Consider the following 24,045-nt stretch of genomic DNA (forward strand, 5'->3'; position numbering starts at 1 on the left):
TGGTGGCGCTTCGCCTTCTCCGACGGTACTCCGCGGTCGGGCGACGTATGCCGTGAAGCCGACTGAACGGCATACGCGCGCCTCTTGTGCCGCTGAGCCAAGCGGAGCAAGGTGAGGGGATGAACCGCGCAGCCGGGTCCGATGAAGCACCCGCCCCCGCCAGCCCTGAGCAGATCCGCAACGTCGTCCTCGTCGGGCCGCCCGGTGCCGGCAAGTCGACACTCTTCGAGCACCTCGTCGCCGCACGGGTCGAGGGGCGGCGGCCCAAGGACGAGGACCGGTCTGCCTCAACGGGACTCGTCGCGGCGACGTTCGCCAGCGGGGAGGTGGTGGTCAACCTCCTGGACACGCCGGGCAACCCCGACTTCGTCGGGGAGGTGCGGGCAGGGCTGAGGGCGGCGGATGCCGCCCTCTTCGTCGTCTCGGGGGCGGACGGGGTCGACGAGTCGACGAAGATGCTGTGGCGCGAGTGCTCCGCCGTCGGCATGCCGCGCGCCATCGCAGTGACGCGGCTCGAGCAGGCGCGGGCGGACTTCGACGAGACCGTGGCATCGTGCCAGCGGATCTTCGGGGATGCCCAGGCCATCGCCGAGCCGGTTCAGCCGGACGGCCCGGGGTCGGAGGTCACCGGACTCGTCGACCTCATCGCAGAGCGACGCGGTGAGGTGCTCGAGGCGATCATCGAGGAGTCCGAGGACGAGACCCTGCTGGAGCGCTACCTCGAGGGGGAGGAGGTCGACCTCGACACCGTGCGCGCCGACCTGCACACCGCAGTGGCCACGGGTCGGTTCTTCCCGATGCTGCCGACCCACGCCACGAGCGGCGTGGGGATCGAGGAGTTGCTCGGGCTCATCGAGCAGGGGTTGCCCTCCCCGGCCGAGTCGGCCCTGCCGCGGGTGTTCAAGACCAACGGTGGCGCCTTCGGGGAGCTGTCGTGCGATCCGGCCGGACCGCTCGTCGCCGAGGTGGTGCGGACGACGACCGACCCGTTCGTCGGGAGACAGTCACTGGTCCGGGTGTTCTCGGGGACGCTGCGCCCCGACGATGCGGTGCATGTCTCGGGGCACCTGCAGCAGTTCGCCGGCGAGCAGATCGGCGCGCACGCGGACCACGACGAGGACCTCGACCGCGTCGGTGCGCTGGCGGCCCCGCTCGTCGATGAGTCGATGCCCAAGGCGCAGGCCATCGCCGGGGATCTCGTCCTCGTCGCCCGCCTCGCGGTCGCCGAGACGACGGACACCCTGTCGTCACCGGCAAAGCCCGCGCTGGTCGAGCCCTGGGTGCTGCCGGAACCGTTGCTACCAGTGGCGATTCACGCGAAGAGCAAGGGTGACGAGGACAAACTGGCGACAGTGCTCCAGTCGCTCGTCTCCGAGGACGTGACGATGCGGCTCGATCTCAACGCGGAGACCCATCAGGTCGTCATCTGGGCGATGGGTCCGGCGCACGTGTCACTCCTGACGTCGTCACTGGAGGAGCGACACCATGTCGCGGTCGAGGCCGAGCCACTGCGCACGGCCCTGCGCGAGACGTTCGTCCAGGCCTGTGAGGTCCAGGGGCGTCAGGTGAAGCAGTCGGGCGGCCACGGGCAGTACGCCGTGTGCTCCCTGCGCGTCGAACCCCTGCCCCGCGGGTCCGGCATCGAGTTCGTCGACAAGGTCGTGGGTGGCGCGGTGCCGCGCCAGTTCATCGGCTCGGTGGAGAAGGGCGCGCGGGCGCAGCTGGAGCGCGGCATCCTGGCGGGCTATCCGGCGGTCGATGTGCGCGTGACGCTCGTGGACGGCAAGGCGCACTCCGTCGACTCGTCCGACATGGCCTTCCAGACGGCTGCCGGGCTGGCCCTGCGCCAGGCCGCGAACGAGTCGACGGTGGCCATGCTCGAACCCATCGACGCGGTCGACATCGACGTCGCCGACGGGTCGGTGGGCTCGACCCTGGCCGACCTTCGCGGACGTCGCGGGCAAGTGCATGGGACGGAGCCGTCGGAGCACGAGGGGCGCACGGTCATCCACGCCGAGATCCCGGCGCTGGAGTTGTCGCGCTATGCGATCGACCTGCGCTCGGTGTCGCACGGGACGGGGACGTTCACTCGGCGGTTCGCGCGCTACGACTACCTGCCGCCGCACCTGGCCAAGGAACTCGTCACCACCACCTGACCCACATTCCGACTGATTGCCCGTTCGGCCAGTGAGAGCGCAGCTCCTCACTGGCCGAACGGGCAATCAGTCGGTCTGGTCAGGCGGGGTCGGTGACGTCGACGACCTCGGCGTCGAGCGCCCGGATGATGTCGTCGGCCGCAGCCGTGGCGCCGACCCCGTGCTCGCCGGCGCCCATCGAGATCGTGCGCCCGGGGACGGTCGCGTCGGCGATGACCGGCCAGGCCGTGGTCGACCCGAACGGTGTGATCGTGCCGCGTTCGTAGCCCGTGGCATCTTTGGCCTTGTCGGCCGGTGGCATCGACAGGCGGCTCACCCCGAGGTGCTCACGCAGCTTCGGCCACGAGATCTCACGGTCACCGGGCACGAGGACGAACAGGTAGTCGCCCGACCCACGCCGCACGACCAGCGTCTTGATGATGTCGCGCGGCTCCAGCCCGCGCAGCGCTGCCGACTCGGCCAGGGAGTTCGCCCGGCCGTAGCGCGCGACCGTGTGCTCAATGCCGCTCGCCTCGAGTGCCTCGCGCGCCCGTCGTGCCCCGTCGGTCTCGTTCGCATCGCTCATGACAGGACTGTACGTGCCGGAAGCATCTGGCATTCCAGACACGTATGCCGTGTGCCCCGTCGTGCGCCCCGCTTCGGGGTGTGGAATGGGGGCAGTGATCCCCGACCTCCCCGGGTGATCCATGACCCCGAGGACGGAAGAGGCGCCGGTGACCTTCAGCGCGATGTGGCGAGACCTCACCCCGGTGGGGCGCGACGGGAAATCTGGTGGCTATCACCGTTTCGCGTGGACGCGCGAGGACCACACGTTGCGCGAGTGGTTCGAGGGCGAGGCCCGGCGTCGCGGTCTGGACGTCACGGTGGACCGGGTCGGCAACCAGTGGGCCTGGTGGGGCGACCCCGACGGGGCATTGGCCGCTGGACGCCCTGGGATCGTGACCGGCTCACACCTCGACTCGGTTCCCGATGGCGGAGCGTTCGACGGTCCGCTGGGAGTCGTGTCCGCGTTCGCGGCGTTGGATGCCTTGCGCGACAGGGGATTCGAGCCGGATCGCCCCATCGGCATCGTCAACTTCGTTGACGAGGAGGGTGCTCGGTTCGGCGTGGCGTGTGCCGGGTCGCGGGTGCTCACCGGGGCGATGACGGCTGACCGGGCACGTTCCCTCACGGACAGCGACGGACTCTCGATGGCTGAGGCCCTGACGGCTGCTGGCCGCTCGGCCGAGGACCTGGGGCCCGACTCCGAGACCGTCCGGCGCATCGGCACGTTCGTCGAACTCCACGTCGAGCAGGGCCGCCACCTCTCGGCATTGGACGAGAATGTCCCCGTGGCCGTCGGCAGCGACATCTGGCCACACGGGCGCTGGCGGATTCGCACCCTGGGCGAGGCCAACCACGCGGGCACCACCCGGCTGGAGGACCGAGAGGACGCCATGCTCGGCTTCGCCGCCGCCGTGATCGCGGCCCGCCGCGCCGCCGAATCCCACGGCTGCGTCGCCACCGTCGGCAAGGTCGCTGTGACGCCCGGGGGTGTCAACGCGATCCCGAGCGAAGTCACCGGCTGGCTCGATGCCCGCGGTGCCGACGAGGCCGCCGTCCGGGCCGTCGTGGCCGACGTGACAGAGGTCGTCGACGACTTCGGCGGCCTCGTCGTCGAGGACTCGTGGACGGGTTCGACACCCTTCGACCCGGGACTGGCGCGTCGGATCGCCACCCGGCTGGGCGGCATACCCGTCATCGGGACCGGTGCAGGACACGACGCCGGAATCCTCGCCAACGCCGGCGTCCCCACGGCCATGCTCTTCGTCCGCAACCCGACCGGGATCTCGCACTCCCCGGAGGAGTTTGCGACGTCCGAGGACTGCCTCGCAGGAGTCGACGCTCTGGCGTCCGTCCTCACGGACCTCGCCGGCGGAGGCGCCCCGTCGTGACGTCCTACTGGTGCGAGCACGCGCAACTCCCCGACAAGGTTCACCACGGGGTGCGGCTCTCCGTCGCCGAGGGGTTCCTCACGGAGGTCGCCACCGACACCAAGCCCCGCGACGGCGACGTGCGGCTGCGTGGTGTCGTGCTGCCGGGGTTTGCCAACGCGCACAGCCACGCCTTCCACCGAATGCTCCGTGGACGCACCCACGCGGACGGCGGCAACTTCTGGACGTGGCGCGACCAGATGTATGCCGTGACGCAGCGGCTCAACCCTGACACCTACTTCGCCCTCGCGAGAGGCGTCTTCGCGGAGATGGTGGCAGCGGGCTACACCGTGGTCGGGGAGTTCCACTACCTCCACCACGGGCCGGGCGGCCAGCCCTACGACGACCCGAACGCCATGGGTGCGGCCCTCATCGCGGCCGCTGAAGAAGCCGGGATCAGGCTGACCCTGTTGGACACGTGCTACCTGTCGGGTGGGTTGGACGCGAGCGGCCACCTGCCGCTCGACGAGGTCCAGGAGCGCTTCTCCGACGGGTCGGTACAGAACTGGCTCGAACGCGTGGAGGCGCTGCGGGACAGCGAGGTGGTGCGCATCGGCGCGGCGGCTCACTCCGTGCGGGCCCTGCCCGCCGATGACCTGGCCGAGTTCGCCAACGTCCTGGGCGACCGGCCAGTGCATGCCCACGTCAGCGAACAACTGGGTGAGAACGTCACGACGCAGATGGTCTATGGCAGGACGCCGGTCGAGCATCTCGACGACGCGGGCCTCCTGCACGACGGGTTCACGGCGGTCCACGCCACGCACCTCACGGATGACGACATCGACCTCATGAGCCGCTCCGGATCGGGTGCCTGCTTCTGCCCCACGACCGAGCGGGACCTTGCCGACGGAATCGGACCCGCGCGGGCCCTCGCGGACGCGGGAGTGTCGCTCAGCCTGGGGTCCGACCAGCACGCGGTGATCGACCCGTTCGAGGAGATCCGCGGGGTCGAGATGCACGAGCGCCTCGTGACCAACGAACGCGGCCGCTTCGAGATCGGTGCCCTGTTCGAGATGGGCACGGTGGCGGGCTACCGCAGTCTCGGTTGGGATGGTGGCCGGCTGGTGGTCGGTGCGCTCGCGGACTTCGTGGCCGTGCGTCACGACAGTCGCCGCACGAGCGGGGTTGCGCCGGGACAGCTGATCTTCGGCGCGACCGGCGCCGACGTCACCGATGTGATCGTCGGAGGCAAGCGTGTGGTCTACGGCGGAGTTCACACGCTTGGCCCCGTGGATGACCTCGTCGCCGAATCCATCGCCGCCGTGAGGAGCGCACCGTGACCACCCCACACTCCACCCCCACCCCCGCAACGTCAGCGTCGACGGCTCCTAGAGCGACCGTTGACGCTGACGTTGCGGCTGGCGGCGCCTCCGTAGCGTCAGCGTCGACGGCTCCTAGAGCGACCGTTGACGCTGACGCAACGGTGTTCGTGGGGATCGGGGAGCTCGTCACCTGCGACCTCGACGCCGCTTCCGATGCGCCGGCCCGCGCCGCCTCCGCTGCGGACGACACTCGCCTCGGGATTCGCCGCGATGCGGCTCTCGTCGTGCAGGACGGCCGGATCACCTGGATCGGAGACTCCGCCGACGCCCCCGCGGCCGACCGCCGCATCAACCTCGAGGGCCGCGCCGTCCTGCCCGGCTTCGTCGACAGCCACAGCCACCTCGTCTTCGACGGGGACCGGGCTGAGGAGTTCGCCGCACGGATGACGGGGGAGCGCTACGACGGGGGAGGCATCGGAGTCTCCGTCGACGCCACCCGTGCCGCCTCCGATGAGCGACTCCGCGAACTCGTCGGGCGCCGCGTCGCCGAGATGCGGGCGCAGGGCACGACGACCGTCGAGATCAAGAGCGGCTACGGCCTCACCGTCGAGGACGAAGCCCGTGCTCTGCGCATCGCGCGTGAATTCACCACGGAGACAACGTTCTTGGGCGCGCACGTCGTGCCACCGGAAGCGAGGGATGAGCGGACGGCATACGTCGAGCTCGTCATCGGACCGATGCTGGAAGCCTGCGCGCCCCACGCGAAGTGGGCCGACGTGTTCTGCGAACCGAACTCACCCCACGCCTTCACCGAGGACGAGTCGCGCACCGTCCTCGAAGCAGCCCGTGACGCCGGACTGCAGCTTCGTGTCCACGGCAACCAACTCGGGCACGGCCCCGGCGTCCAACTCGCCGTCGAGCTCGGGGCCGCGAGTGTCGACCACTGCACCTTCCTCAGCGACGCCGACGTCGACGCCCTCGTCCAGGCCGCCAACACGACGACCGCAACCCTGCTCCCCGGAGTGGAGTTCTCGACCCGCTCGCCCTACCCGGACGCGCGGCGCCTCATCGACGCCGGTGTCTCCGTCGCGCTGGCGACGGACTGCAACCCGGGCACGTGCTACTCCGACTCGATGCCCTTCGTCATCGCGCTGGCAGTGCGCGAGATGGGGATGACGCCGAGCGAAGCCGTCTGGGCAGCCACCCGAGGGTCGGCCAAGGCCCTGCGCCGGAACGACATCGGCGGCATCGTCGTGGGAGGTCCTGCCGACCTGGCCGTACTCGATGCGCCGAGCCACCTGCACCTCGCCTACCGCGCCGGAGTCCCCATCGCCCGAACCCTGAGCTGATTCGCGCAAAAGCCGCTGAAATGTACAGTTCAGCGGTTCCAGCGTACCGTTGAGGCATGAGTGACATGACCGTGACCGAGGCCCGAGCCCGACTCGCCGACGTGGTCGACGCCGCTCGGGTGGCGCATGAGCCGGTGTTCCTCACGCGTCGCGGACGCCGTGTCGCCGCCGTCATCGACGCGGATGACCTGGACCGCCTCATCGAGGCAGCCGAAGATCTGGCAGACATTGAGGCAGCGCGAGCCGCCCGCGTCGAGATGGTCGAGTCGGGCGAAGGCCCGATCCCGTGGGAGCAGGTCAAAGCCGATCTCGGCCTCGCGTGACCTACGGAATCGAGATCAGCCGGTCAGCAGCGCGACAGTTGGCCAAGCTGGATCCGCCGGTGCGTCGCAGAATTCAGGCGGCCGTCGAACTGCTCGCTGACGAGCCCCGACCCCCCGGTGCCAAGAAGTTGGTTGGCGGGGACGGAGAGTGGCGAGTGCGGACGGGCGACTACCGCATCGTGTACGAGGTTCACGACGACGTCCTGCTCGTGCTCGTCATCGCGCTGGGCCACCGCCGTGACATCTATACGCGCCGCTGAAGGGGGCGCCCCAGCCCCCACCGATCAGAGGTCGTGGTCGCGGATCGCCCCAGGCTTGTGACCGGCCGACTTCGCGTAGTACTGCGCCGCCTTGCGGGTCGCCATCGTCCGGGCGACACCGGCGGCGAGGCCGGTGAGCGCGGCATAGGCGAGGGCCGTCGTGAACGGCGAGTCCGGGTCCTTGGGGTCGAACGCCCTGTCCTGCCCCGCCTTCTGCCAGATCTGATCGGCCACCTTGGTCGCCGCGATGCCGGCGATGATCGCCGAACCGGTCCCGAGGATCTTCCACACCATGCTGCCCACGATCACTCCCTTGAGGTGCCAGATGCGCGCACGAACGACTTCGCGTCTTCCAGCCTGCCACACACAGGGAGTAGGGTGACCACCGTCAACGACAGGGGAGCGCGCGAGCGCTGAGAGTGCGGGAGACCGCAGACCCTCACACCTGATCCGGTTCGCACCGGCGTAGGGAGTCGAGTTCTCAGGTGAAACCGAGGAAGGCCGACAGGGCTTTTCGGGAGCACCTCCCCCGAGGTACTCACCGGACGACGTCCGGAGACCACGGGAGAAGAAGCATCATGGCAACACCCACCACGGAATCGGCAGCAGCCGAGACCTCCGCGACCAGCCTCACCGGCCGCGGCCGCAGCATCCTGGCGACCCGCCCGCTCCTGGGCTGGCGGACCGTCGACATCCTCACCATCGCCTTCCTCGGCGCGGCCCTCGGCATCGCGTTCTGGGGTTGGGGCGTGTTCTACAGCGGCCCGCTCAGCGCCATCACGTTCGGGTTCGCCCCGCTCGGTGGCCTCTTCGCCGGCCCCTGGTTCCTCGCGGGCGTCGTCGGCGGGCTCGTCGTCCGTCGCCCCGGCGCAGCACTGTTCTGCGAGGTCACCGCAGCTCTCGTCTCGATGATCCCCGGCACGGAGTGGGGCGCGACCACGCTCGTGTCCGGCATCGTGCAGGGCCTCGGCACGGAGCTGGCTTTCGCTCTCCTCGGCTACCGCGCGTTCGGCATCGCCGCCGCCGTGCTGGCCGGTGCACTGGCCGGCCCGTTCGCCGCGTTCTACGAGTCGTTCACCTGGATCCAGGACTGGTCGATGGCCTGGAAGGTCGCCTATGCCGGCGTCCTCGCCCTCTCGGGCGCGGTCGTCGCCGGCGTCGGTGGATGGCTGCTCACCAAGGCGTTGGCCGCAGCAGGTGCGCTCAACGCGTTCCCACCCGGTCAGGAGCACCGCGAGAACCGCGCTGTCTGACGTGGCATCAGATGTGGCCTCTCGTGAGATCGGCGCTGGCGGAGGGGACGGCGCCGGTCTCACGAGGGCACGCACCACGGGCGGCCACGTCACCCTCACGGGGGTGACGTGGCGCCCGTTCGGTCGCCGTGAACCGGTCCTGCGCGACGTGTCGGTCTCGCTGCTCCCCGGCGAGCGTGTGCTCCTCGTCGGGCCGAGCGGGTCGGGCAAGTCGACGTTGCTGCGAGCCATTGCCGGACTCCTCGAGACGGCTGATGCGGGCGAGCTCAAGGGTTCGGTGACGATCGACGGTCACATCCCCGGATCGCGCGCCGGCGAGGTCGGGCTCGTCCTCCAGGAGCCCGGTGCCGGTGTGGTCGCCTCGTCCGTCGGGCGCGACGTCGCCTTCGGTCTGGAGAACTTGGGTATGCCGCGTGCCGCCATGCCTGCTGATGTCACCACCGCGCTCGCAGCGGTGGGTCTGGACAAGTCCCACGACACCCCGACCTCGGCCCTCTCGGGCGGCGAGACCCAGCGTCTCGCCCTCGCGGGTGCGCTCGCGCTCCAGCCGAGCGTGCTGCTCCTCGACGAGCCGACGGCCATGCTCGATCCCGGCCACGCCGCCCAGGTGAGGGCGAGTGTCAAAGGTGCGCTCACGGCATACCCGATCACGTCTGTCGTCGTGGAACACGTGCTCGGGCCGTGGGTGGATCTCGTGGACCGCATGCTCGTCCTCGACGACGACGGCCGGCTCGTCGCCGACGGTCCCGTGCGCCACGTCTTGGAGCAGGAACGGCAGCGGCTGCTCGACATGGGGATCTGGGTGCCCGGTGCACCGTCTCCGAGTCCGGTGATGCCGGCTGCGCTGCGCGCGGGAACGCCGGGCCAGAGGGCTTCGAGCCAGGACATCGAAGCCACCGCCCTCACGATCGACCGCACCGTCCGGCTCGTCGACGGGTCGACGCGCACCCGGACCGCGGCGGCGCTGGAGTCGGGGCTGTCGCCCCAGCCGGGGAGTGCCACGTCGCTCGTCGGGCCGAGTGGCTCCGGAAAGTCGACGGTGCTGCTGGGCCTGGCGGGCGCGCTCACACCGGCCACCGGTGAGGTCCTCGCGAAGGATCGCCCGGTCGCGGACCTGTCGACGTCCGAGCTCGCCGCGCACGTCGGCTGGGTGCCGCAGTGGTCGAGTTCGACGATCATCGGGCGCACCGTGCTCGACGAAGTCCTCGTCGCGAGCCGGGCGCTCGGTCAGGAGACTCCCGAGCGGGTCGTCGAGGCCCACGCGCTGCTCACCTCACTCGGGCTGGCACACCTCGAGGGTGCCGACCCGCGCGAACTGTCCGGCGGCGAGCAGCGCCGCCTCGCGATCGCCTCGGCGATCCTGCACCGGCCACCACTCCTGCTCGCCGACGAACCCACCGTCGGGCAGGACCGCCACACGTGGGCTGCGGTCGTCGGGTTGCTCGACGCCTACCGCGACGCCGGAGGTGCGGTCGTCGTGTCCACGCACGACGCAGCCCTCATCGAGCGTTCCGACGACGTCGTCGAGTTGTCGCCGCCGACGCAGGCGCCGGCGGTCGATCAGCCCCGGCGGGTGCTCGCCGCCAACGCGGGCCCCCTCGCGCTGTTGCTCGGCGCGCTCGTCGCCATCCCCGCGGGCATCATCCCGGGGCACTGGCGCACGTCAGTCGTCGTCCTGGCCGTGCAGGTCGTGTTGGCGGTGGTCGCCCTGTGGGCGGGGCGCGGCCCCGGACCCCGCCCTCGCGGCCGCCTCAAGCGGGTCGCGTTGCGCATGGTGCCCGGGCTCATCGGTGCGCTGTCGGTGGGCTGGTCGACGTGGCTCCTCGGCGGGAACGACCTCACGACGGCGTTCACGGCGGCCCTGCGGGTCCTCATCATCGTGTTGCCGTCCGCAGTGCTCCTGCCGCTTGTCGACCCGGATCGTCTCGGCGACCACCTGGCCCAACGACTCCGTATGCCGGCCCGTCCCGTCGTCGCCCTCGCTGCGGCACTGCAGCGGGTGCACACGTTCGGCGAGGTCTGGTCCGAGATCTCCTTGGCCCGGCGGGTCCGCGGGCTCGGCGTCGACACGCGTCGACCCGTGGCCCTCGTCAAGCACCTCGCCACGGTGACGTTCGGGCTGCTCGTGCGGACGCTGCGCATGGCGGCCGACCTCGCGGTGGCGATGGATGCGCGCGGGTTCGCGTCGGCGTCGCGCCGGACGTGGTTCGCGGCGGCGCCCTGGCGGTGGCCAGACACCCTGGTCGTCCTCGGCGCCCTCGTCCCGATCGCCGTAGCCCTCCTCGCCGGTCCCTGACCCGTCCCTCACTCACGCGTACCGAACTCACCCAATTGGACGGTTGGGCACGCGGCCGGTCCGTCCCCAACCGTCCAATTGGGTGAGTTCGGGACCGCGGTGAGGCGAGCGGAAATCGAGTGGGGGAATGTCGGGGGTGCCCGGCATACTTGTCACCCTCATGGCCACCCCCACCTCCGCGCCCGTCGAGCGTGCTCGCATCCCGCGTGAGATCTGGGTCCTCGTGGCCTCGGCGTTCGTCATCGCGCTCGGCTTCGGTCTCATCACGCCGGTCCTGCCGCAGTTCGCCCAGAGCTTCGGCGTCGGCGCCACGGCGAGCGCGATCGTCGTCAGCGCCTTCGCGTTCTTCCGCCTGATCTTCGCGCCCGCAGGCGGCAGCCTCATCGTCCGGCTCGGCGAGCGCCCGATCTATCTCGCCGGACTCCTCATCGTCGCCGCGTCCACAGCCGCCACGGCCTTCGCCAGCACCTACTGGCAACTCCTCGTGTTCCGCGGCCTCGGCGGCATCGGCTCGGTGATGTTCACCGTCTCGGCGACCGCGCTCGTCGTTCGCCTGGCTCCACCGGAGATCCGCGGGCGGGTGTCGTCGGCCTACGGCTCGGCGTTTCTGATCGGTGGCATTGGTGGCCCCGCGGTCGGCGGTGCCCTCGGTGGGCTCGGCCTCCGGGTGCCCTTCCTTGTGTATGCCGCTGCGCTGGTTCTCGCGGCGGCTCTCGTCGCGCTCTTCATCAGCAAGGATGCGTTGCGACCTGCTCCCGACGCACCCGTCCTGCCGGTCATGACCGCGCGAGAGGGATGGAAGGACAGCGCCTATCGCGCCGGGCTCGCCTCCGGCTTCGCCAATGGGTGGGCCAACTTCGGGGTGCGCAACGCGATCCTCCCGCTCTTCGTCGCGGCCAACATCGGCAAGGAACCGTGGCTTGCCGGCGCCGTCCTCGCGATCTATGCAGGCGCCAATGCGGTGGGCATGAACGTCGCCGGTCGGCTGAGTGACCGTGTCGGACGTCGACCGTTCATCATCGGCGGACTTGCCGTGGCGGGTGTGGCCACGGCCGCCACGGGCCTGGCCACGACCCTCTCCGTCCTCGTGGTCCTCTCGGTCATCGCCGGGCTCGGGTCAGGTGCGCTCAACCCGGCCCAGCAGGCGAGCATGGCCGACGTGGTGGGCCGTGACCGCAACGGCGGGCCGGCACTCGCGGCGTTCCAGATGTCGGCGGATGCCGGTGCCATCGTCGGCCCGATCATCGCCGGCGCCCTCGTCGACTCCGGCAGCTTCGCCATCGCCTTCGGTGTCACCGGCCTGCTCAGCCTGCTGGCGACGATCCCCTGGTCCAAGGCGCGCGAGACGCTGCCCCAGGAGACCCGGGTCGCCGTCGCGACCCCCACGCGCTGACGAGCGCGGTGTCGGCGGGGCTCAGCAGACCAGGCTCAGCGGACGAGGACCGTGCCGCCCTTGGGCATGTAGTCCCGCGCCCAGATCATGTTCATCGCGGCGTTGGTCAGGCGGGCGCAACCGTGTGAAGCGGGGTAGGCCGGGATCGACGGGGAGCCGTGGACGGCATAGCCACCGTTGAAGTAGCGCGGTCGCCACATGTCGCCGAGGAACCCCTCGTCCTGCCCGTCGACGGTGTAGTAGACCTTGAACGTGCCCTTCGGGGTGCGCGCCGTACCGGTGCTCCCGTCCTTGCGCTTGTAGTCGTAGCCCCCACCGGTGCTGGTGTTCAGCGTGTACTTCACCTCGCCGCCGCGCACGACCATGAGGATCTGCCGCTTGAGGTCGATGTCGATGCCATTCCCGCCGAGGCGGGTCTTCGGGCGCACGCCGTTGTCGAGGGCTCGCTGTGTCTTCGGTCCGACCCGTCCGTCGCGCGAGAGGCCAGCCGTCTTCTGCAGGGCCCAGACCGCCTGCTTCGTGAGGCCACCGAAGTTCCCGTCCGGCTCGCCCAACCAGTAGCCCAGGGAGGACAGCCGCTTCTGCAGGGCGAGCACCTCCGGGCCACTGTCACCGACGCGGAGGTCTTCGCGCGCGGGCTTCGTCGGGTTCGCGGCCTTGTCCGGGGTCTTCTCCGGAGCCTTCGCCCTGGTGGTCGTCGACGGCTTCGGCTTGGGCTTGGTGGTGCTTGGCTTCTCGGGCGTCGTGGCGCTCGGCTTCTTCGTCGAGGGGGTCGGCGTGGCTGTGGTCGGCGTGGACGTGGACGGCTGGCGCGTCACGCTCGGAGCCTGCGACGGCGCGGACTCGTTCGCGCTGCCGGCCTGTGTGCTGCTGCCCGGCAGCGCCACCGGTCCGGCCTGGCGTTCCCCAGCGCCCTGCCCGCAGCCCGCAAGTCCTCCCACGAAGGCGGCCGCTGCCGCCACCGCGATGCTCCGACGAATGGTCCCTGCCATGACGTTCCCCTGCCCTGTGGATTGACGGTCATCCTCCACCCCTCAGGACGCTACAGCGGGGATGCGGGTTGCGTGCGTGGCCATTTCGTGACCGAACCACGCGTGGAGCGCTCTCAGCGCCGAACCGTGGGGGTGTCCCCGGAGCCGCCCCTGAGCCCATCCCTGACGGCACCCCGAATGCCCTGTTCCGTCGCCGAACGGTCAGCGACGGTGAAGATCATGCGCACTGCACTCAAGCTCGTCCTCGCTATCGGAACCGTCGTCGTCCTCGTCATCGGGGGCTTCACGGCATACATCGCTTGGTCCTTCGCGAACGCGAGCATCAGCACGGTCGGGGAGGTCGAGTTCGCACGGCCGCTCGCCATCCCGCCGCTTGCGAAGTCCACGGTGGACGCGGCGGGCGTCCGGACCTTCGACCTCGCCATGCAGGCCGGGGCGACCGACCTGGGGCGAGGCGAGCCGACGCCGACGTGGGGCTTCAACGGCGCATTCCTCGGCCCGACGCTGCGCGCCACCCGTGGTGAGCAGGTCAAGGTCAACATCACCAACGGCATCGACGAGACCTCGACGGTCCACTGGCACGGCATGCACCTGCCCGCGGGCATGGACGGCGGCCCGCACCAGCCCATCGCACCCGGCGCGAACTGGTCGCCGCAGTGGACGATCGACCAGCCCGCTGCGTCGCTCTGGTATCACCCCCACCCGCACGGCGAGACCGCGAAGCACGTCTATCGCGGCTTGGCCGGCATGTTCATCCTCGACGACGCCAACGAGGTCGCGCTGCCCAAGACCTACGGTGTCGATGACTTCCCGATCATGGTGCAGGACAAGGCTTTCGACGGCAGCAAGCTCGATGACCGCGCGGGCCTCTTCCAGTCAACGGGGATCCTCGGTGACACCGTCCTCGTCAACGGCACCCCGGGTCCGTTCCTCGACGTGACCAGCGAACGTGTCCGCCTGCGAGTCGTCAACGGGTCGAACGCCCGCGTCTATCGCTTCCACTTCGACGACAACCGCCCGTATGCCGTCGTTGCGAGTGACGGTGGCCTGCTCCCCGCGCCCGTGGAGACGAACGAACTCCTCCTCTCACCGGGGGAGCGGGCCGAGATCGTGGTCGACGTGCGGCCGGGTGAACGCACCGTCCTGCAGAGCACGCCTCCGACGGGCGACAGCAACCGCTTCACCGGGGCCTCCGACCGGCTCGACATCCTGGAGTTGCGTGGTGCGCAGACGCTCACCGCCAGCCCAGTCGTGCCCGCAACCCTTGCCCCGGCGCCCGACTTGGCCGACGACACCGTGGGCGCGACGCGCAACGTCAGCCTCGGCGGGAGCAACACCAACTTCGGCAAGATGGACCTGGAGCGGGTCGACATCGTCTCGACGCTCGACACGACCGAGACGTGGAACGTCACGAACGCCGACGGCCAGGTCCACAACTTCCACATTCACGACGTCCAGTTCCAGGTGATCCGGTATGCCGGCGGCCCACCTCCCGCGGTCCTCGCCGGGTGGAAGGACACGATCCTCATCCCGCAGGGGGAGACCGTCGAGCTGCGGATGAGGTTCACCGACTTCGCCGACGCGTCGAGTCCCTACATGTTCCATTGCCACCTGCTCCGGCACGAGGACCAGGGACTCATGGGCCAGTTCGTCGTCGCCCGCCCCGGCGAGAAGGTCGGCGCGATCGACGTCCCCGATCACGACGGCGACGACCACGCAGCCGCCGAGGTCAGCACCGGACACGCGCACTGAACCACACGGCATACGCGTCCCTCCCCTTGATGGGTCAGCACGGGCCGGGTGGGTGTGAGCCCACCTCAAGAGCGGGGCTGATGTCGTCAGTCGGTCAGGCGGTCGGGCTGATGTTGTGGTTGACCTGGAAGACGTTGTCGGGGTCGTAGGCCGCCTTGATTTCGCGCAAGCGCTTGAGCGTGTGCGGCGGGTAGGCCTCCTCGAGGCGAGCGGCCCCGTCGTCGGCCAGGAAGTTGACGTAGACCCCCGGCTGGCCGACCTCGAGCAGCTCGGCGAGGCCGCTGATCCACGCCTCGCGCTCGCGTCGATCCTCGGCGCCGTCGTAGCTTGAGGCGACGTTGGTCATGAACCTCGCACCGCGGTGGGCGTAGGCCGTGGCGTCGGCCTCCACCCGGTCGATGGCGCCCCCCATCAGGCGCAGGTGAACCACCTTCAGCGCCGCGTCCGAGGTGCTGACCTGTTCGATGATCGCCCGGATCGCCGCGTCGGTCACCTCTTCGGTGTACGCGGACCGGCCAGCCACCGTGAACGGCATCCGGGCCGGGACCTCGTCCTCGAGCAGGGCGGCATACGGGATCGGCTCGATCATGTCGGCCAGCACCTCACCCGAGGCCCGCAGCGGTGCCAGCACGCGCTCACCCTCATCCACGGCGCCGGACCAGCACGCCACGACCATGATGACGGTGCTGCCGTGCAGCGCTTCGGGGATGAACGGCATCGGTGGTGCGCTCATGACGTTGATGATGAGGCTGAGTTCATCGGGGGCGGCCTCGGCCGCCCGGACCACGGACCTCATCGCCGATGGTGTCGCCGCGAGCATGAGCATGCCGCCGTGCACCTGCCCCACCTCGTGGAGCCGGAACTGGAAGCGGGTCACGACGCCGAAGTTGCCGCCGCCACCGCGCAACGCCCAGAACAGGTCGGGATGATTGTCGGCATCCACGTGGAGGCGCTCGCCGTTCGCGGTGACGACCTGGGCCGCGAGGAGGTTGTCGATCGTCAGCCCATGCGCGCGGGACAGGAAGCCGACGCCTCCGCCGAGCGTGATGCCACCGATGCCCACGACGCCGGCGTCGCCGAAGCCAGCGGCGAGGCCGTGCTCGGCGACGGCCGTCGTGAACTCCCCCGCGGTCAAGCCAGCCCCGGCCCACGCCGTTCGTCCTTCGACGTCGATGTCGAGGTCCTTGAGCTCGCCGAGGTCGAGCACGACCCCGTCGGACGTTCCGTGCCCGGCTCCGCTGTGGCCACCACCTCGCACGGCCAACTCGATGTCGAACTCGCGCGCCAGGGCGACGACGGCCGCGACATCGTCGACGTGGGCGGGACGGACGATGGCTTCCGGATGCTTGTCGATCCCGGCCGCGAAGACCTGGCGAGCCTCGTCGTAGGCGGCATCGCCCGGTGCCGTGACCTCGCCATCAACGACCGCGTCGAGGCGATCGGCCAGGCTCGTGCTGTCAACTGCTGCGCTCATGGATTCCCCTCCAGAGTCAAGGGCAGTGCTGTGTGCCCTGCCGCCTTCCACTGTCTCTGCGACCACTGACACCTGTCATCCCGATTTCCGGCCGAGCAGCCTCCAGAAGGCGCCAACACGCAAAGCCGGGCCGTCACCCGCGAAGGTGACGACCCGGCATACGGACGTGGTGGTCATGCGGAGGCCACGGCCTCACCGATGACGAGCGGCTGCACGACGCGCGGCATTCCTCGCCAGCGGGCGCGGTCCCACGACGCAAGATCCAGACGCGACGAGATCGCGCTGAGCGTGTCGCGGTCGCAGCGGCATCCGTCGGCGAAGCCGGCCCATGCGTCCGCGAGCCGGTCCTGCCAATGCGCCGACGCCGCCGAGGGGGAGCGGACGTGCTCGATGAAGAGCAGCCGTCCGCCGGGGCGCAGCACCCGCTGCACCTCCGCGATCGCCTGGTCCGGGTCGGTGACCGTGCACAACACCATGGTCGAGACCACGGTGTCGAAGGAACCGTCCTCGAACGGGAGGTTCTCTGCAGGGGCGACCACGATCCGCGCGGTGCGTCCGAGCGCCGCACGTCGCCGCTCGAGGCGGTCGACCATCGGCTCCACTGGTTCGGTGAGGACCAGTTCCTCGATGTCCTCGGGATAGTGGGGCAGGTTGAGCCCCGTCCCGGCCCCGATCTCGAGGACCTGACCGCGGGCTGTGCTGAGGAGACGGTGGCGCGTGGCGCGCATCCCGCGACGTTCGCCGAGCCAGAGGAACGGGTCGTACATCACGGACGAGAAGCGGCTGCCCGTCGTCTCGACGGCGTTCGGTGAAGTCTGAGTGCTGGTCGTTGTTGTCATGACTCAAGGGGACCGCGACCGGGCCGCCGGCCTCATCCCCGGAAGCGGCCAACTGTTGATGGCCGGATCGGGCCACCTGTGCGGCACTAGAATCCAGCCATGACGGCTGACCAGGTCGTTCGCTACGCCAGGGTCGGCGAGCGAGACGTGGCGTGGTCCGCGATCGGCTCGGGGCCTCCACTCGTCATCGGGGGATGGTGGGCGAGTCACCTGACCCTGAACTGGGAGGATCACGCCTTCCGGACCTTCGTGCAGGCTCTCGCCATGCACCACACCGTGATCCGCTACGACCGTCCCGGCACTGGGCTTTCGGATCGTGATGGGCCGCCATCCGCCAGCCTCGACGACGAGATCGCCGTGCTCGTCGGACTCCTCCGGGCGATCGGCCAGACCCGCGTGACGGTGCTCGGCGGATCCTCGGGCTGCGGCGCCGCCGCCGCGTGTGCCGCGGAGCATCCGGAGCTCGTGGAGCGGCTCGTGCTCTACGGCAGCTTTGCGAACGGCGCGGACATCGCGTCTCCGTCGGCCAAGGAGTTGTTGGTGGCAGTCGTCGAACGTCACTGGGGGCTCGGGGCACGGGTCCTGGCAGACGTCTTCCTCCCGAACGCGACGGCCGTGGAGAGGGAGGAGTTCGCCGAGTTCCAGCGGCGCTCGTCGTCACGGGAGGACGCGGCGGCGGCCCTGCGCGCTGTCTATGAACTGGACTCCACCGCGCATCTTGCTCGCGTGCGCACACCCACCCTGGTGGCGCACCGTCGGGATGACCGGGCCATCCCGTTCGCCCTTGGCCGCGAAGTCGCCGACCTGGTGCCCGATGCCACGTTCGTCGAGTTGGCTGGCGAGGACCACTTCCCCTGGCGTGGAGACAGTCTCGCGTTGGTCGAGGCGATCGAACGCTTCCTCGACGGGCTACCGCCGCTCCCGCCTGCGGAACAGCGTGCTGCGGCGACGCTCACACCGCGCGAGCGCGAGGTGCTGATGCTCGTCGCCCAAGGCCTCACCGATGCACAGATCGCCGAACGGCTCGTCCTCAGCGCTCACACGGTCCACCGGCACGTTGCCAACGTGCGGACCAAGCTCGGAGTCTCGTCGCGCGCGGCCGCGGCGGCCTGGGTGTCAACCCACGAGCGCTGACCCGGGCGACGCTGACCCGTCGACGCCGACCCGGGCGACGCTGACCCGGGCGAGGCGGCATACCGTTCTCCCCGTGGATCACGTGACTGACCTGGACCTGCCCGGCGGGGGACACACGACCGTCGTCGGCGTCGACGGTGGCAGCACCGGCGACCCGGTGGTCGTCCTCCTTCCGGCACTCGGTGTCGCGGCCGGCTACTACGGACCCTTCGTCAAGGCGCTCGCCGCGGAGGGCGTGGCAACCCTCGTCGCCGACTTCCCGGGGCAGGGCGTGAGTCGCCCGTTCGCGAGTCGACGACACGACTTCGGGTATGCCGCGGTGTCCGACGACGTCGTCGCCGCCACTGTCGCTGTGGCCAAGGAGCGTTATGCCGGTCGCCCGGTGGCCCTGCTCGGGCACTCCTTCGGGGGGCAGGTGGCGATGGTTCACCTCGCGACCCACGCTTCGGCTGCGGGCGCCCTGGTCCTCGTCGGCTCGGGGTCGCCCTACTGGCGGGGTTACCCGCGCCGCATCAAGTTGCTCGCGCAGACCCAGTCCGTCGCCGCCATCGCGTGGGTTCGGGGCCACTGGCCGGGGCACCGGCTCGGCTTCGGTGGCCGACAGCCACGCCAGCTCATTCGCGAGTGGGCCAGATTCGCCCGCCGAGGCGATCTCATCGTCGAGAAGGGTTCGGGCGCAGGGGAACCGGACTTCTCGAGCGTCAACATCCCTGTCTTGGCCGTGGCCCTCGACAACGACGACCTGGCACCTCAGGGGTCGATCGACAACCTCGTCGCCAAGCTGCAGGCGGCTCAGGTGGAGCATCGTTTCGCCACCCGACCGGAGGGCGAGGATGGCCCGCCCTTCGACCACTTCGTGTGGGCTCGCCACCCCGGTGGCTTCGCGCAGGACGTTGCCTCGTGGTTGAAGCGGGTACTTCGAACCACCTAGCCACCCTTCGTCCGTGCCATCGATCTGGCCCTGACACCCCAGGTGCTTTTTGACCCTCGTCGGCGACAACCCTGTCCGGGGAACTGCGCGTCTGATTCCTACACGGGCGAGAGTCGCCCGCTTGGGGAACAGAGCAGGGGTGCTTTGGGATGGAGAACAACAACACGCATGAGGTCACGCGCCGCGTGACCCTGGCCGGAGTCGCCGGGGCGGGCCTCCTCGGCCTGGCGACAGCAGGGGCCTCACCGGCCCATGCCGCCACCCGCCCGTCACTTCGCAAGGGATCGACAGGTGCCCACGTCGTGGCCCTCCAGCAACGGCTGAATGCGCTGACCTATTGGTGCGGCACAGCCGACGGGAACTTCGGCCACCTCACCCAACAGGCGGTCTGGGCCCTCCAGAAGGTCGCTCATGTCAGTCGTGATGGCGTGGTCGGACCCACCACGTGGGGGCTCCTCGACCGGGGCGTCAAGGCCAATCCGCGCACGACCTCGGGGACGATCATCGAGTGCGACATCTCCGAGAACGTGCTCATGCTGGTCTCTGGCGGTCGCCTCAAGTACACGCTCAACACGAGCACGGCCAACGGCAAGCGCTACTACTCGCGGGGGAGCTGGAAGACCGCCCACACCCCACGGGGCCGATTCTCGATCTACTGGCGCTACACCAGCGGGTGGCAGAACGGCTCCTTGGGCCGGATGTGGCTCCCCGCCTACTTCAAGGGTGGCTATGCCATCCACGGCTCGACGTCGATCCCGCCCTACCCGGCATCGCACGGCTGCCTGCGGGTGAGCACCTCCGCGATGAGCAAGCTGTATCGCGAGAGCTGGCCAATCGTCGGTCGTCGGGTCTACATCTACGACTGAGCGCGTGGCTCCAGCAGGTCGACGACATGCTGCGCGATCGGGAACGCCGAGGTCGCCGCCGGTGACGGTGCGTTGCAGACATGAACCGTGCGGCCCGTCCGTCTGACAAGGAAGTCGTGGACGAGCGTCCCATCGCGCAGGACGGCCTGGGCGCGAATGCCGGCAGGTGCAGGCAGGAGGTCGTCGACGGTGAGGTCGGGGCAGTAGCGGCGGACCAGTTCGAGATAGCCGCGCCGGCTCCACGAGTCACGCTGCTCGGCAAGCCCTGTCCGCCAATGGGTTCGGGCAACGTGCCACATCCCCGCGAACGTGGCGTAGGTCGCCACGTCGCGGGGATGTACGGCGCCCTTGCGGTAGCCCTCACGGCTGAAGCCCAGCACTGCGTTGGGTCCGACGGTGATGCTGCCGTCGATCATCCGGGTGAGGTGGACGCCGAGGAACGGCAGGTCCGGGTCCGGCACCGGATAGATGAGGCTGCTGATGAGGTCGTTGCGGCGGGCTGGGAGTCGGTAGTACTCGCCTCGGAACGGCACGATCTGGAACGTGTCCCGGCCGTGGTTGAGGCCGGACATTCGGGCGAGCCGGTCGGCCTGGAGACCCGCGCAGACGATGACCTGTCGCGCGGACTCCAGTGTCTCCCAACCGTTCTCGCGAAGGGTGAGGGTCACGGCTGCTGACGCTTCGTCGATGGCGGTGACCACGGTGGAGGTGCGCACCGCGCCTCCGGCGGCCGAGATGTCGGAGGCGAGTGCACGGCATACGGCGGAGTAGTCCGTGATTCCCGTGGACGGGACGTGGAGTGCGGCGAGACCGGCAACGCGCGGCTCGCGCTCACGCAGTGCGCCGCCATCCAGGGGTGTCACGGTGAGCCCGTTGGCTCGCGCGCGGTCGGTGAGGTCAGACAGCCGCTCGACCTCGACGGTGCTCGTGGCGACGACGAGCTTCCCGGTGTCGGAGAACGGAATTCGCTTCTCGGTGCAGTACTCCCTGGTGCGCGCCGCACCTTCCCGGCAGAACCTTGCCTTGAGGCTGCCCGGCGCGTAGTAGACGCCCGCGTGGATCACCCCGCTGTTGTGCCCACTCTGGTGCTGGGCGACCTCGGACTCCTTCTCGACCACGAGGACGTCCGCTCCCGGTCGTCTGCGGAGGATCTCGGATGCCGTCGCGAGACCGACGATCCCGCCTCCGACCACGATGACGTCACGCATGAACCCATCCAAGCCCATGCACGGCAGGTGTCCGAGGCCCACGGCACACTGGGGTCTATGGCGCGCTGGGTGCTCCACGTCGACCTCGACCAGTTCATTGCGGCCGTGGAGATCCTGCGGCGCCCCGAGCTGGCTGGGCTCCCTGTGGTGGTGGGCGGGCGGGGCGATCCGACGGAGCGAGCGGTCGTGTCGACGGCGTCCTACGAGGCTCGGGAGTTCGGTGTCCGATCCGGCATGCCACTCAAGACGGCGGTCCGGAAGATCCCGGACGCTGTGTTCCTGCCCGTGGATGGTCCGGCCTATGACGCTGCCTCGGCGGTCGTCATGGAGACCTTGCGGGCCCACCCGGGCGCGGTGGTCCAGGTGCTCGGCTGGGACGAGGCGTTCGTGGGGCTCACCACGGCGGGTGACGATGTGGCCGAGGCGGTCGCCCACGCCGACGCCATCCGCGCCGAGGTGCTCGAGGCCTCGCAGCTGCACTGTTCGGTCGGCGTCGGCGACACGACGGTGCGCGCCAAGATCGCGACCGACTTCGGCAAGCCCCAGGGCACGTTCGTGCTCACGCGCGACAACTGGTTCGAGGTCATGGGGGAGCGGCCGACGACAGCTCTCTGGGGTGTGGGGAACCGGATCGCGGCCCGACTCGCCTCCCATGGCTACGACACTGTGCAGCAGCTCGCGGATGCTTCGGACGAGGTGCTCACGGAGGAGTTCGGGCCGCGGATGGGGCCGCACTACGGCCGGCTCGGACGGGGACTCGGCGCGACCGTCATCGACGACACGCCGTGGGTGGCGCGGGCGCACGGGCGGGAGATGACCTACCAGTCGAATCTCACCGAGGCCGGCGAGATCGAGGCTGCGATTCGCGCCTTGTCGGAGCAAGTTGTCGAGGACATCCGACGCGAGGGACGCGAATGTGCCCGCGTGCACCTCAAGGTCCGCTTCGCGCCGTTCTTCACGACCACGCGGATCCGCAAGCTGCCCGAACCGACCTTCGACCCCGCGGTCATCGCTCGTACTGCGCTCGAACTCCTGCGCGGTCTCGAGGACGACCGGCCGATCCGTCTCCTCGGGGTGCGGGCCGAGATGGTCCCGCCCGAGGGTGGCTACGAGCCGCCCCGCACCACCGGCCGCGGTGGCCCCGCCGCCGCCGACCCCTCCGGGTGATGACGCGGAAACCTAGAATCGTCCCGGATATATCCACGACATCTGACGACTTCCCCGTCACGGCTCGCACCACATCCGTCCCGAACTCACCCAATTGGACGCTTCCGCACGCAAGAACTCAGCGGTCAAGCGGTGCTGACCGTGACTGGTGCGGTGTGGCGTTCGAGGTGGCGTTGGGCGGCGCGGGCCGCGGGGTGCGAGACCACCGCCGCGGTCACGGCGATCACGGCGATGACGATCCACCCGGTCGTTCCCCACGTGAGCGCGAGGAACGTGTAGAGAGCGGGGAAGATGATCGGCTCGATCTGGTAGCCCAGACCCCAGACGCCCTGGTAGTCACCCAATCGTCGTGGATCCGAGAGCTCGGACGTGAAGCCCCAGTCCGATGCGGACTGCCACAACTCGGCGCCGGTGATGGTGATGTGCCCGATCCAGATGAGCACGATCGAGACCCAGCCGACTGTCTCGTGGGTCAGGCTGATGACGATGCACGAGAGGACGAACGCCCAGCCCGAGAGGCGCACGGCACGCAACGAACCCGCCACCGTCTCGGCCCCGCGGGATGCCCGGACCTGGAGAAGGACGGCGAGCACGGTGTTGGTGCCGAAGAGCCACGCAAGCAGCGTGCGCGGCGCGTCGGTCTGCTCGACCAGCCAGAGGGGCACGACGACGTTGAGCAGGACCTGATTCGACGCGAGCACACCGTTGCAGAGTGCGAGGACGACGAATCCGACGTTCTTGAACGCGGCTGGCGTGACGTGCACCTCTGAGCCGGTCTCCTGTGGCGGCGCCCGGTGGATCGCCGGCAGGAACGAGATCATGACTGCGTTGACGACGAGCAGGGCCGCCGTGATGAGCGGGACCGCGATGATCGCCTCCCTCGTGCCGATGCCCAGTGCAACGCCCGCGGTGCCCGCGCCGAGGGTGTAGCCGACGTTGCGTGCCGCCCGCTGGTAGGCCATGGCCCGGACCCGCGTTTCGCGGGGGAAGACCTCGATGCGATACACGTTGCGTGCCGACCGACCCGCCGTCTCGACGGAGGCCAGCACCGCCAACAGCACGACGAACGCGGCGAAGCCGCTCGCCAGGGGCCAAGCGAGATAGAGCGCCGCCTCGACCAGCGCACTGATGACCCAGAGGGTCTTGGCGCCCACCACATCGGTCAGGCGGCCGAGGGGGATCGACAGTGCCAGGGTCACGGCGGCCGCGATGGACATGCCGAGACCGACCTGCGCGCCCGAGAGACCCACGATTTGGGTGAAGAACACCGCAGTCCCGGTGAGGAAGGACCCCGTCGCGAACGCCGACAGGACGCTTTGCAACGCGAGGTCACGCTCGAGTTTCGTGGGCGGCACCACGGACCGCCACCATTTCGTCATCACAGGACCCCTCCCGAAGTGTCTTGACGTCAAGATAC

General features: G+C 69.7%; 21 protein-coding genes and 1 riboswitch. Of the genes, 14 read left to right on the forward strand and 7 right to left on the reverse strand.

Annotated elements, in window-relative coordinates; translation table 11 throughout:
• Nucleotides 1-119: 119 nt before the first annotated feature.
• Nucleotides 120-2,156 carry an elongation factor G gene (locus N802_RS03205; RefSeq protein ID WP_035912186.1) on the forward strand — a complete coding sequence of 679 codons (2,037 nt, stop codon included), beginning with the start codon at nucleotides 120-122 and terminating at the stop codon, nucleotides 2,154-2,156.
• 79 nt (nucleotides 2,157-2,235) lie between these two features.
• Here the strand turns inward: N802_RS03205 and N802_RS03210 are convergent, their stop codons facing one another.
• The gene (locus N802_RS03210; protein WP_035912191.1) at nucleotides 2,236-2,721 is read right to left on the reverse strand and encodes an aminoacyl-tRNA deacylase; all 486 of its coding nucleotides are present in this window, start codon (nucleotides 2,719-2,721) and stop codon (nucleotides 2,236-2,238) included.
• Between the two features lie 121 nt (nucleotides 2,722-2,842).
• Between N802_RS03210 and N802_RS03215 the strand changes: the two genes are divergently transcribed.
• The 5 genes from N802_RS03215 (at nucleotide 2,843) to N802_RS03235 (ending at nucleotide 7,323) form a co-directional block, all read left to right on the forward strand.
• A complete protein-coding gene (locus tag N802_RS03215; RefSeq protein ID WP_035912192.1) occupies nucleotides 2,843-4,090 on the forward strand; it encodes an allantoate amidohydrolase in 1,248 nt (415 codons plus the stop codon).
• On the forward strand, nucleotides 4,087-5,409 hold the full coding sequence (locus N802_RS03220; RefSeq protein ID WP_035912193.1) for a formimidoylglutamate deiminase: 1,323 nt from the start codon (nucleotides 4,087-4,089) through the stop codon (nucleotides 5,407-5,409). The genes N802_RS03215 and N802_RS03220 overlap by 4 nt, the downstream gene beginning before the upstream one ends.
• 143 nt (nucleotides 5,410-5,552) lie before the next feature.
• Nucleotides 5,553-6,740, forward strand: coding sequence for an imidazolonepropionase (gene hutI, locus N802_RS03225; protein WP_035912196.1), 1,188 nt, complete (start codon nucleotides 5,553-5,555; stop codon nucleotides 6,738-6,740).
• A gap of 56 nt (nucleotides 6,741-6,796) precedes the next feature.
• A complete protein-coding gene (locus N802_RS03230; RefSeq protein WP_035912199.1) occupies nucleotides 6,797-7,063 on the forward strand; it encodes a type II toxin-antitoxin system Phd/YefM family antitoxin in 267 nt (88 codons plus the stop codon).
• The gene (locus tag N802_RS03235; RefSeq protein ID WP_035912201.1) at nucleotides 7,060-7,323 is read left to right on the forward strand and encodes a type II toxin-antitoxin system RelE family toxin; all 264 of its coding nucleotides are present in this window, start codon (nucleotides 7,060-7,062) and stop codon (nucleotides 7,321-7,323) included. Before N802_RS03230 ends, N802_RS03235 begins: the two co-directional genes overlap by 4 nt.
• 24 nt (nucleotides 7,324-7,347) lie before the next feature.
• Here the strand turns inward: N802_RS03235 and N802_RS03240 are convergent, their stop codons facing one another.
• Entirely contained in the window at nucleotides 7,348-7,617 is a 270-nt protein-coding gene (locus N802_RS03240) for a DUF4235 domain-containing protein (protein WP_245613827.1), read from the reverse strand.
• A gap of 92 nt (nucleotides 7,618-7,709) precedes the next feature.
• Nucleotides 7,710-7,812, forward strand: a riboswitch (TPP riboswitch).
• Between the two features lie 89 nt (nucleotides 7,813-7,901).
• Here N802_RS03240 and N802_RS03245 point away from each other — a divergent pair.
• The 3 genes from N802_RS03245 (at nucleotide 7,902) to N802_RS03255 (ending at nucleotide 12,265) form a co-directional block, all read left to right on the forward strand.
• The gene (locus tag N802_RS03245; RefSeq protein WP_052109374.1) at nucleotides 7,902-8,576 is read left to right on the forward strand and encodes an ECF transporter S component; all 675 of its coding nucleotides are present in this window, start codon (nucleotides 7,902-7,904) and stop codon (nucleotides 8,574-8,576) included.
• A 1-nt stretch (nucleotide 8,577) separates the two neighbouring features.
• A complete protein-coding gene (locus N802_RS03250; RefSeq protein WP_245613811.1) occupies nucleotides 8,578-10,872 on the forward strand; it encodes an ATP-binding cassette domain-containing protein in 2,295 nt (764 codons plus the stop codon).
• A 160-nt stretch (nucleotides 10,873-11,032) separates the two neighbouring features.
• Nucleotides 11,033-12,265 (forward strand): MFS transporter, encoded by a 1,233-nt coding sequence (locus N802_RS03255; protein ID WP_035912801.1) that lies wholly within the window; start codon nucleotides 11,033-11,035, stop codon nucleotides 12,263-12,265.
• Nucleotides 12,266-12,300: 35 nt separating this feature from the next.
• Here the strand turns inward: N802_RS03255 and N802_RS20750 are convergent, their stop codons facing one another.
• A complete protein-coding gene (locus N802_RS20750) occupies nucleotides 12,301-13,257 on the reverse strand; it encodes a peptidoglycan-binding protein (RefSeq protein WP_245613812.1) in 957 nt (318 codons plus the stop codon).
• 219 nt (nucleotides 13,258-13,476) lie between these two features.
• Between N802_RS20750 and N802_RS03265 the strand changes: the two genes are divergently transcribed.
• A complete protein-coding gene (locus tag N802_RS03265) occupies nucleotides 13,477-15,009 on the forward strand; it encodes a multicopper oxidase family protein (RefSeq protein WP_035912807.1) in 1,533 nt (510 codons plus the stop codon).
• A 94-nt stretch (nucleotides 15,010-15,103) separates the two neighbouring features.
• Here N802_RS03265 and N802_RS03270 read toward each other — a convergent pair whose 3' ends face one another.
• Together N802_RS03270 and N802_RS03275 are read right to left on the reverse strand one after the other, a co-directional pair.
• Complete coding sequence (locus tag N802_RS03270) at nucleotides 15,104-16,483, reverse strand: FAD-binding oxidoreductase (RefSeq protein ID WP_052109375.1); 1,380 nt, start codon at nucleotides 16,481-16,483, stop codon at nucleotides 15,104-15,106.
• Nucleotides 16,484-16,656: 173 nt separating this feature from the next.
• Complete coding sequence (locus tag N802_RS03275) at nucleotides 16,657-17,322, reverse strand: class I SAM-dependent methyltransferase (protein ID WP_035912204.1); 666 nt, start codon at nucleotides 17,320-17,322, stop codon at nucleotides 16,657-16,659.
• Nucleotides 17,323-17,421: 99 nt separating this feature from the next.
• Between N802_RS03275 and N802_RS03280 the strand changes: the two genes are divergently transcribed.
• From N802_RS03280 to N802_RS03290, 3 genes are all read left to right on the forward strand, one after another.
• On the forward strand, nucleotides 17,422-18,456 hold the full coding sequence (locus N802_RS03280) for an alpha/beta fold hydrolase (protein ID WP_035912205.1): 1,035 nt from the start codon (nucleotides 17,422-17,424) through the stop codon (nucleotides 18,454-18,456).
• Between the two features lie 73 nt (nucleotides 18,457-18,529).
• Nucleotides 18,530-19,387 carry an alpha/beta hydrolase family protein gene (locus N802_RS03285; protein WP_169743387.1) on the forward strand — a complete coding sequence of 286 codons (858 nt, stop codon included), beginning with the start codon at nucleotides 18,530-18,532 and terminating at the stop codon, nucleotides 19,385-19,387.
• A 149-nt stretch (nucleotides 19,388-19,536) separates the two neighbouring features.
• Nucleotides 19,537-20,253, forward strand: a complete 717-nt coding sequence (locus N802_RS03290; RefSeq protein WP_035912208.1) for a L,D-transpeptidase family protein — start codon at nucleotides 19,537-19,539, stop codon at nucleotides 20,251-20,253.
• On the opposite strand, the gene lhgO is transcribed toward N802_RS03290, so the two are convergent.
• Complete coding sequence (gene lhgO / locus N802_RS03295) at nucleotides 20,244-21,461, reverse strand: L-2-hydroxyglutarate oxidase (protein ID WP_035912815.1); 1,218 nt, start codon at nucleotides 21,459-21,461, stop codon at nucleotides 20,244-20,246. The genes N802_RS03290 and lhgO overlap by 10 nt on opposite strands.
• A gap of 57 nt (nucleotides 21,462-21,518) precedes the next feature.
• On the opposite strand from lhgO, the gene N802_RS03300 reads away from it, so the two are divergent.
• A complete protein-coding gene (locus N802_RS03300; protein WP_035912211.1) occupies nucleotides 21,519-22,628 on the forward strand; it encodes a DNA polymerase IV in 1,110 nt (369 codons plus the stop codon).
• A gap of 125 nt (nucleotides 22,629-22,753) precedes the next feature.
• Here N802_RS03300 and N802_RS03305 read toward each other — a convergent pair whose 3' ends face one another.
• Complete coding sequence (locus tag N802_RS03305) at nucleotides 22,754-24,007, reverse strand: MFS transporter (RefSeq protein ID WP_035912214.1); 1,254 nt, start codon at nucleotides 24,005-24,007, stop codon at nucleotides 22,754-22,756.
• Nucleotides 24,008-24,045: the final 38 nt, after the last annotated feature.

The organism is Knoellia sinensis KCTC 19936 (genome assembly GCF_000768705.1).
Classification (GTDB): Bacteria; Actinomycetota; Actinomycetes; order Actinomycetales; family Dermatophilaceae; genus Knoellia; species Knoellia sinensis.

Excerpts from the sequence above, each read along its gene's own strand:
- N802_RS03205 (WP_035912186.1), top strand. The coding sequence starts at position 120 with ATGAACCGCGCAGCCGGGTCCGATGAAGCACCCGCCCCCGCCAGCCCT.
- N802_RS03210 (WP_035912191.1), bottom strand. The coding sequence starts at position 2,721 with ATGAGCGATGCGAACGAGACCGACGGGGCACGACGGGCGCGCGAGGCA.
- N802_RS03215 (WP_035912192.1), top strand. The coding sequence starts at position 2,843 with ATGACCCCGAGGACGGAAGAGGCGCCGGTGACCTTCAGCGCGATGTGG.
- N802_RS03230 (WP_035912199.1), top strand. The coding sequence starts at position 6,797 with ATGAGTGACATGACCGTGACCGAGGCCCGAGCCCGACTCGCCGACGTG.
- N802_RS03240 (WP_245613827.1), bottom strand. The coding sequence starts at position 7,617 with ATGGTGTGGAAGATCCTCGGGACCGGTTCGGCGATCATCGCCGGCATC.
- N802_RS03245 (WP_052109374.1), top strand. The coding sequence starts at position 7,902 with ATGGCAACACCCACCACGGAATCGGCAGCAGCCGAGACCTCCGCGACC.
- N802_RS03255 (WP_035912801.1), top strand. The coding sequence starts at position 11,033 with ATGGCCACCCCCACCTCCGCGCCCGTCGAGCGTGCTCGCATCCCGCGT.
- N802_RS20750 (WP_245613812.1), bottom strand. The coding sequence starts at position 13,257 with ATGGCAGGGACCATTCGTCGGAGCATCGCGGTGGCGGCAGCGGCCGCC.
- N802_RS03265 (WP_035912807.1), top strand. The coding sequence starts at position 13,477 with ATGCGCACTGCACTCAAGCTCGTCCTCGCTATCGGAACCGTCGTCGTC.
- N802_RS03270 (WP_052109375.1), bottom strand. The coding sequence starts at position 16,483 with ATGAGCGCAGCAGTTGACAGCACGAGCCTGGCCGATCGCCTCGACGCG.
- N802_RS03275 (WP_035912204.1), bottom strand. The coding sequence starts at position 17,322 with ATGACAACAACGACCAGCACTCAGACTTCACCGAACGCCGTCGAGACG.
- N802_RS03280 (WP_035912205.1), top strand. The coding sequence starts at position 17,422 with ATGACGGCTGACCAGGTCGTTCGCTACGCCAGGGTCGGCGAGCGAGAC.
- N802_RS03290 (WP_035912208.1), top strand. The coding sequence starts at position 19,537 with ATGGAGAACAACAACACGCATGAGGTCACGCGCCGCGTGACCCTGGCC.
- lhgO (WP_035912815.1), bottom strand. The coding sequence starts at position 21,461 with ATGCGTGACGTCATCGTGGTCGGAGGCGGGATCGTCGGTCTCGCGACG.
- N802_RS03300 (WP_035912211.1), top strand. The coding sequence starts at position 21,519 with ATGGCGCGCTGGGTGCTCCACGTCGACCTCGACCAGTTCATTGCGGCC.
- N802_RS03305 (WP_035912214.1), bottom strand. The coding sequence starts at position 24,007 with ATGACGAAATGGTGGCGGTCCGTGGTGCCGCCCACGAAACTCGAGCGT.